Raw genomic sequence first — 405 nt, 5'->3', positions numbered from 1 at the left:
CAAGCGCCTTCTTTATCATTGGTGGTTTCATTTGGGTACTACGTACCTTCCGCACTGAACAAGTTGAACCTAAGGAGTAATGGTCATGGAACAATATATCAACCTGTTCATCCGCGCAGTTTTTATTGAAAACCTGGCGTTGTCATTCTTCTTAGGTATGTGTACTTTTCTGGCAGTATCTAAGAAAGTTAAGACAGCATTCGGTCTGGGGGTTGCGGTTATTGTGGTCTTGGGTATTTCGGTACCGGTAAACAATATTATTTACCACAATATCCTAGCGCCCGGGGCCCTGGATTGGGCCGGTTTCCCTGATGCGGATCTAAGCTTTTTGAAGTTTTTGACCTTCATCGGTGTTATCGCGGCGTTGGTGCAAATTCTGGAAATGACGCTGGATAAATACGTGCC

General features: G+C 44.9%; 1 protein-coding gene. It reads left to right on the top strand.

Features of this window, described 5'->3' with window-relative positions:
• Positions 1 to 85 precede the first annotated feature (85 nt).
• Positions 86 to 405: Rnf-Nqr domain containing protein (locus B3180_RS09220; protein ID WP_286844177.1), on the top strand; the 320-nt coding region annotated here is incomplete at its 3' end.

The organism is Idiomarina sp. UBA4206, from assembly GCF_002383015.1.
Taxonomy (GTDB): Bacteria; Pseudomonadota; Gammaproteobacteria; order Enterobacterales; family Alteromonadaceae; genus Idiomarina; species Idiomarina abyssalis.
The sequence above is the reverse complement of the archived record's forward strand: the minus strand, read 5'-3'. Positions and strand labels throughout refer to the sequence as shown.